Source organism: Metabacillus fastidiosus NBRC 101226 (assembly GCF_001591625.1).
Classification (GTDB): domain Bacteria; phylum Bacillota; class Bacilli; order Bacillales; family Bacillaceae; genus Metabacillus; species Metabacillus fastidiosus.
The window spans coordinates 1-4,600 of sequence record NZ_BCVG01000177.1; the positions used below are offsets into that span (position 1 = coordinate 1).

At 34.4% G+C, this 4,600-nt stretch carries 5 protein-coding genes; all 5 read left to right on the forward strand.

Features of this window, described 5'->3' with window-relative positions; all coding sequences use genetic code 11:
* The first annotated feature begins 201 nt into the window (after window positions 1-201).
* The 5 genes from BFA01S_RS20910 (at window position 202) to BFA01S_RS20930 (ending at window position 3,858) form a co-directional block, all read left to right on the forward strand.
* A complete protein-coding gene (locus BFA01S_RS20910; RefSeq protein WP_066235487.1) occupies window positions 202-984 on the forward strand; it encodes a recombinase family protein in 783 nt (260 codons plus the stop codon).
* A 148-nt stretch (window positions 985-1,132) separates the two neighbouring features.
* Window positions 1,133-2,368, forward strand: a complete 1,236-nt coding sequence (locus BFA01S_RS20915; RefSeq protein ID WP_066235489.1) for an IS110 family RNA-guided transposase — start codon at window positions 1,133-1,135, stop codon at window positions 2,366-2,368.
* A gap of 140 nt (window positions 2,369-2,508) precedes the next feature.
* Window positions 2,509-2,892 carry an HNH endonuclease gene (locus BFA01S_RS20920; protein WP_235843090.1) on the forward strand — a complete coding sequence of 128 codons (384 nt, stop codon included), beginning with the start codon at window positions 2,509-2,511 and terminating at the stop codon, window positions 2,890-2,892.
* Window positions 2,893-2,925: 33 nt separating this feature from the next.
* Window positions 2,926-3,366, forward strand: a complete 441-nt coding sequence (locus BFA01S_RS20925) for an SMI1/KNR4 family protein (protein WP_066235491.1) — start codon at window positions 2,926-2,928, stop codon at window positions 3,364-3,366.
* Window positions 3,367-3,387: 21 nt separating this feature from the next.
* Window positions 3,388-3,858 carry an SMI1/KNR4 family protein gene (locus tag BFA01S_RS20930; RefSeq protein WP_066235494.1) on the forward strand — a complete coding sequence of 157 codons (471 nt, stop codon included), beginning with the start codon at window positions 3,388-3,390 and terminating at the stop codon, window positions 3,856-3,858.
* Window positions 3,859-4,600: the final 742 nt, after the last annotated feature.

Here is a 4,600-nt window from a genome sequence, read left to right on the forward strand (position 1 = left end):
CACCTCTTTTTCTAGATTGTAACGGTTATGTATAGTGTACGACCATGATAGAGAAAAAACGACTATAAAATAAAGGGTTGTGCAGATTTTGGGTAAGGTCGTACAGTATGTTGTAACGGATATACGTTACACACAAGTTATCCGCAAAAAAAGGGTAAGCGTTACAGGGACTTTAATTGCTGTAACGGGAGGGAGTTTGATATGGCAGAAAAAGTAGTTGGTTATGTACGAGTTTCAACAGAAGGGCAAGTACGTGAAGGATATAGTTTAGCATATCAAGTAGAAGAAATTGAACGGTACTGTGAAGAAAATAAACTACAACTGCTTCACATATACGAAGATAGAGGACTCAGTGGAGCGACAGTGGATGAAGATGGATTAACCATTGAACGAGAAGGTTTGCAAGAGCTATTGTCAGATATAGCCTATCACCAAGTAAGCCAAGTGATTGTACTGAATACATCTCGATTGTGGCGCTCGGATATGGCGAAAGTGTTAATCCAACGAGAGCTAAAGAAGTATCAAGTAGATGTAAAAGCGATTGAACAACCAAATTACAGTATATACACGCATGAACCAAATGATTTTTTAGTGAACGGCATGTTGGAGCTGTTAGACCAATATCAACGATTAGAGATTGCATTAAAGCTAAGTAGGGGCAGGAAGAAAAAAGCTGAACAAGGTGGCTATGCAGGTGGCGGTGTCATGTTTGGTTACACAGTAAAGAAAGGACAAAAAGTATTAGAGGTCGATACAGAGAAAGCGATAGTTGTACGTAGGCTATTTGAGTTACGACACTTTTTTAAGCATTGGTCACTGACTCAATTGGCAGAACGACTCAATATAGAAGGACATCGAACGGAGAAAGGGAAAAGATTTACCAAAGTACAAGTGAAGCGCATGTTAGATAGAGAAAGCTTTTATCAAGGGATATATACATATGGACAAATACAAGCAAATGGCAAACATGAAGCAATAATTTAAAAGATTACTTAAAAAAGGGACTCATTTTCTTATAAGTTACTATATAGCGATGAAAATGGATAGGCTTTCGTACCAATGCGAACCAAAAGGTGAACGCTCGAACTAAGGTTGCCGGCATTTTTATTCAATTAAATAGGAGGATGGGCATATGCATGTAAGACAAAAACACTTGTATGTGGGAGTAGATTTACATAAACACCATCATACGGCTGTCATCATTAATTGTTGGCAGGAGAAGCTAGGAGAAATACAGTTTGAAAATAAACCATCTGCATTTTCAAAGTTTTTACTAGAAGTGGGTAATTATATTGATGAAGGGCTAACACCTATATTTGGTTTAGAAGATGTTGGAGGGTATGGTCGTGCATTAGCGAAGTATTTAGTGGACCACGAACAGATTGTAAAAGAAGTGAATCCAGCTTTGTCATTCGCGGAACGAAAGAGCCATATGACGACACAAAAAAATGATAGTTGGGATGCGGAGTGTGTAGCACGCATACTTGTAAACAAACTTGACCAATTACCAGATGTAAAGCCGCATGATTTATTTTGGTCGATACAACAACTGGTCACTAGAAGAAATGCGTTAGTAAAGGCGCAAAGTGCATTAAAGAACCAATTACATATTCAATTGAGTCATCATTATCCGAGCTATAAAAAGTTTTTCTCGGAAGTAGACGGGAAAACAGCATTAGCATTTTGGAATAAATATCCGTCACCGTTTTGTTTAGAGGATGTTAGTGTGAAACAATTAACTGTTTTTTTACTAGATGTAAGTAACAATGCTTGTTCGGTAAAAAAAGCCAATGACATATTGAAGCTTGTAAAAGAAGATGGACACACAGTAAAAGAGTATCAAGAAACAAGAGACTTTTTAGTGAGAAGCATTGTGCGAGACATTTTATTTAAAAAACAAGAAATAAGTCATGTGGAAAGAGAATTAAAAGAATTAATGAGTTTATTAGATTTCCAGTTAGATACGATGCCTGGTATTGAACTTGTGACTGCATCGGCATTAATTGCAGAAATTGGTGATGTGAGAAGATTTCCAAATGCCAATAAATTAGCACGATTCGCGGGTATTGCACCTGTTTACTTTGGGTCTGGTGGGAAAGGTAAGGAACAAAAAAGCAAACAGGGAAATCGGGCGTTACACGCTTTATTTTATAACTTAGCAGTTCAACAGGTGCAAGTAGCGAAAGGAAGTAAACTACCACGGAATCCAGTGTTTTATGAATATTACCAACGAAAACTGAAAGAAGGAAAAACAAAGGGACAAGCATTGGTTTGTATCATGAGAAGGCTTGTGAACATTATTTATGGGATGATGAAAAATAAAACTGCTTATAAATTACCGATAATAAAAGAGAGAGAAGTAGTTTAATAAGGTTTTAGATGGGTTATTTTTTACTTTTAGATTTTAAGATTACAACATAGGGTACGGTTAAAGATAAACCCAATACAAAGAGAAAGCCGATTCAACCTAGAGAATTCAAAAAGCGTGCGGTTAATGAAGATGGAACAATAACTTATAACTTAGTATCTAAAAAGAATGGAAAAGAATATAAGGTTACTTATGATAGAGATGGTTATCCTGTATTTTCAAGCAAACATCAATCTGAACTTCCAAAATTTTTATACTTAAAATCTGATTCTAGACAATTTAGGCACCTGACTAAGGAACTGGCACAAAAAATTGAAGAGAAACCTGAATTAGGAAAGAAGTTCACAGAAAAAGAACTAAAGCTAATAAAGAAAGGAAAAGTTCCGAAATCTTTAACATGGCACCATCATCAAGATGCTGGTAAAATGCAGTTAGTTGACTATTATGAGCATGAAGTTGCCAAGCATACAGGTGGGAGATCATTGTGGGGTGGAGGAAGGAAAGGGAGAGAAGGTAAACTTTAACGAAGATTTACTGCTATTTTGGGAGTTGAGAACATGAATAACGTAGAATGGATCGAACCAGATGAACCAATAAGTGATGAAGTTATTCAAAATGTTGAACGATATTTTGAAATAAATTTCCCACAAGACTATAAAGAATGTGTCAAGCTTTTTAACGGCGGATACCCAGAACCAGACGTATTTAATATCGATGAAGACAATGATGTAGTATTTTCATGTTTATTAAGTTTTACAAATGAAGAAGCAAATATTTTAGAAGTTTACGATATAGTCTCTGAATATTTACCGGAAGGGATTTTTCCGTTTGCAAAGGACCCATTTGGGAACCTTATTTGTTTTGATTATAGACAAGATAAAGAATCGCCGATTATTATTTTCTACGATCACGAAACAGAGGATGAAGAGAATAAGTTTTTAAGGATATGTGATACATTTACAGAATTAATTGAGCGACTTCATGAAGATGATGAATAATTTATTTTTTGGGAGGGTATTATGAATATAAAATTAGAAGTAAGTTTTGAGCGTACTAATATAACAGAAATTAATACGTTCGAATATACCCAAAATATCATATTACCAGAAGATTATAAGAATTTCTTGATAGAATTTAATGGAGGAAAACCGGTTGTTAGGAGATTTGAAACTATAGACGGGAAGCATACTTCATCACTCATGCTCTTGTTTCCAATTACTAAAAATTCTGAACCAAATCTAATTTCAATGTACGATGAATTTAATCGAGAACAAATTATACCTTCAAATTTACTTGCTATTGGAAATGATCCTATAGATAATATAATTTGCATTTCCACTTCGGGTAATGACGTTGGGTGCGTTTATTATTGGAGTTTGGATATGGAGGAGTTTGATGAAGAAGATTTTCAACCCTCTTATAAATATATGAGTTTGATTGCGAAAAGTTTTACAGAATTTATGGGCAACTTATTTTTACCTAAAGATTAATACTCAAAAAATCTTGATTGAGTGCTTATCACTCAGTCAAGGTTTTTCTTTTTCTATTTGCTTTTGAAGCTCATGATAGTTAGCAGACGTACGAAATTGATTGCAGTGACTAAAAGGTAAAACTATCACACTTATTACTCGATTTATATTTACATACGAGAACGACGAAGCTCGTGGCGATAGACAAGAGTACAATGAAAGACGCTCTTTTTAACTTGTTTACAGTTAAAAATATTCTCGAATTCACATTAATAACTCATGAAGGTTATACCATCAAGGAGTATTAGCATTATTTTAATACTAAGGCAATAGGAACGAGAATAGGGCGAGATGCCATTTTACTATATAGGACCATTCATAAGTATCGTAAGTAAAAAACTCACGAGATTGAATAGACTCACGGGTTTAAACATGACACTTGTCAAGAAATGAAAAAGATGTCATACTGTCAATATAAAAATATGAAACTTACAAACTTATGAAAACTTAAAGATATTAATAAATTTAGAAAAGATATGAACTTAAAGCACTTGATTGTCTATATATAGGCGACAAGTGCTTTTTTTTGCATTTTCACATACATAGATTGAGAAGATTATGATTATTTAATTAGTGTACTAAGTGTTAAATTTTATACAAGTACGAGCATAAATAGGGGAAGAACAGGCGATGGAAACACAGGTTTCGATAGACAAGTTTGTTATAGATTATAAGGATGTACCGCATTCCGTATTCTTACGTG

What these genes read in the sequence shown, in the direction of transcription:
- BFA01S_RS20910 (WP_066235487.1), top strand. Translation starts at nt 202, where the DNA reads ATGGCAGAAAAAGTAGTTGGTTATGTACGAGTTTCAACAGAAGGGCAA.
- BFA01S_RS20915 (WP_066235489.1), top strand. Translation starts at nt 1,133, where the DNA reads ATGCATGTAAGACAAAAACACTTGTATGTGGGAGTAGATTTACATAAA.
- BFA01S_RS20925 (WP_066235491.1), top strand. Translation starts at nt 2,926, where the DNA reads ATGAATAACGTAGAATGGATCGAACCAGATGAACCAATAAGTGATGAA.
- BFA01S_RS20930 (WP_066235494.1), top strand. Translation starts at nt 3,388, where the DNA reads ATGAATATAAAATTAGAAGTAAGTTTTGAGCGTACTAATATAACAGAA.